1 protein-coding gene is annotated in these 2,209 nt (G+C 46.4%); it reads right to left on the reverse strand.

The window, feature by feature from the left end; all coding sequences use genetic code 11:
* Positions 1–105: 105 nt before the first annotated feature.
* Positions 106–1,653, reverse strand: coding sequence for a group II intron reverse transcriptase/maturase (gene ltrA, locus DW173_RS23570; protein WP_083444251.1), 1,548 nt, complete (start codon positions 1,651–1,653; stop codon positions 106–108).
* Positions 1,654–2,209 lie beyond the last annotated feature (556 nt).

The following is a 2,209-nucleotide window of genomic DNA, read 5'->3' on the forward strand; positions in this document are numbered from 1 at the left end:
TGTTATGTAGGTTTGCGGCGTTACCGCCGCATTCCCCATTAAGAACTGTACGTGCGAGTTTCCCCGCATACAGCTCCGATAATTCAAAATTTAATTCTCATAAAATTAAATCGGCTCATCCGCGCCTTTACAGGCAACTGTTTCCGATAAAGTTCCCTTTCGGGACGTACGTGAGCGGTTGCGTTTCTGCATCCGCTTCAAGAAGTAGGCATCCCAAGTCGGGTCGTATGGATTGGCTTCACATTTCACCTTTACATGTCGTCTAATCGGTATGTCAGCCAGCTTCATAAGTGTAAAGATAGCACCTTTTTCACAATCTTTGTACTTGAAGCCGAAAATCCAGTCCCGATTGCCGACCTTGATAAAGTATTTGTTCTTTATCCATTCTCTCGACTTGTTCGTATGCCTTCGATAGGACCACCGCTTTAACTGGTTGGTTAATATATGGTCTATCTTGCTAAACGTAGTTTTCGATACCACACTACTGTAGTAGTTTCCCCATCCCCTCAATACAGGGTTGAGGTCTTCTATCAGCTTCTGCTGTGCTACAGCCTTGTTCTTTTTGAACACGACTTCGTGCAGTTTCTCTGTGAACCGTTTCTGACTCTTAGGGGATGGTTTGATTAACAATGTGCCGTTGTACTTCCGAACATTGAACCCTAAAAAGTCAAAACCCTCGCTGATGTGTGTTATCAGTGTCTTTTCTTCGGATAGCGTGAGACCACGTTTCCCAAGAAACTCAATCAACATACATTTTGTCTCTTCCAGTATTTCTCGTTTGTCTGCCGTGATGATGAAATCATCAGCATAACGCACGCAATTCACTTTCGGATGATAAAGTTTTCCATCGATGTAGCTCACCTTATACTTCTCTTTCAACATTCTTTCCATGCCGTCGAGTGTCATGTTGGCAAGTGTCGGTGAGATGATGCCACCCTGCGGAGTACCCTCCACGGTGGGTTGTAGCAACTTATTGAATACGACACCACTTTTCAGCCATTTCTCTAAGATGTGCTTGTCGATTCGTACGTTATCGAGAAGCCATTGGTGACTGATGTGGTCGAAGCATCCTTTAATGTCTCCCTCCAATATCCATTGGGGAGAGCAATCTTTGCTTAACCATCTGTGCAGGGCATCCATAGCATCTGCCGCACTTCTGAACTTTCTAAATCCATAAGAGTTGGCATCAGCGGTTGTCTCCGCAATGGGTTCTAGAGCCATCAGATAAAGAGCTTGCATGGCTCTGTCCTTCATGGTCGGAATCCCGAGCGGTCTCATCTTTCCGTTCTTCTTTGGTATGTTAACCCTTTTCAGTGGAAGGGCTTTGTACCCTCTCCGTTTCAAAGAACTCACTGCGTTTATTTTCTTGGCATCGGTGTCCCATAGTACATGGTCCGCTCCTGCCGTACGTTTTCCTTTATTGGACGTCACTTTCCTTACCGCCAATCCCTTGGCTTCAAAGGAGGTGACAAGAAGATGTTGCAAGGCTGTCACCTTGTTGTATCTTCCTTCTTTCTGAGCCTTTGCTATTCGGACTTGTAGCTTCCTTACCCTACGCTCGCATCGTGCGAAATCTATTCCTTTCCACACTGTTTTGCGTTCGGCTGAAGATGCACACTTGGCTTGCGCCTCGCTCCTTTGCTGTTTCTCCATACTTGAAGTTCTACAATTCGTTTCACAAAGAATTACCCTGTGGAAGTCTGCCCGCTTTCGCGTAGGGTGACGTTGAAACCCTTATCCACAACATTACATCATGATATTCGCTTTCTCCACAATCCTTTACCCGCACCCCGTTCGGCCGCTCTTACGATTGGCTTACCCATTTGCTATTGGCTGATGGGAGAAATACGGGCTTACCAAGTTTCGCACAAGTAACTGACGACCGACTTAGAGTCCGCCCATCCACCGGCAGTGCAACATCCGTGTAGTACGACATAACAACGTACTATCCTGACTGCTTGCCTTTTGGCATGGCTCCTAAACATCCGTAAGCCAATTCTTTGTAACGATGGTGCAGCGATTCACCTGCGTTACTCCTATCGGTCAGCCTTGCCATTCTTCGCCTATGATGTTTAGGTTGGAACGTCGTTCTCAAGAGGGCTCCGCACCCGACCGTTACCAGTCACGCACGCCTCTTTAGGCTACTATTGACGGAACAATAGGTTCAGACATGATGCTGAACAATTACTTGTGAGACCTCTTGTCGCAC

The sequence above is a fragment of the Bacteroides sp. AM16-13 genome (assembly GCF_003602705.1).
GTDB classification, from domain to species: Bacteria; Bacteroidota; Bacteroidia; order Bacteroidales; family Bacteroidaceae; genus Bacteroides; species Bacteroides xylanisolvens.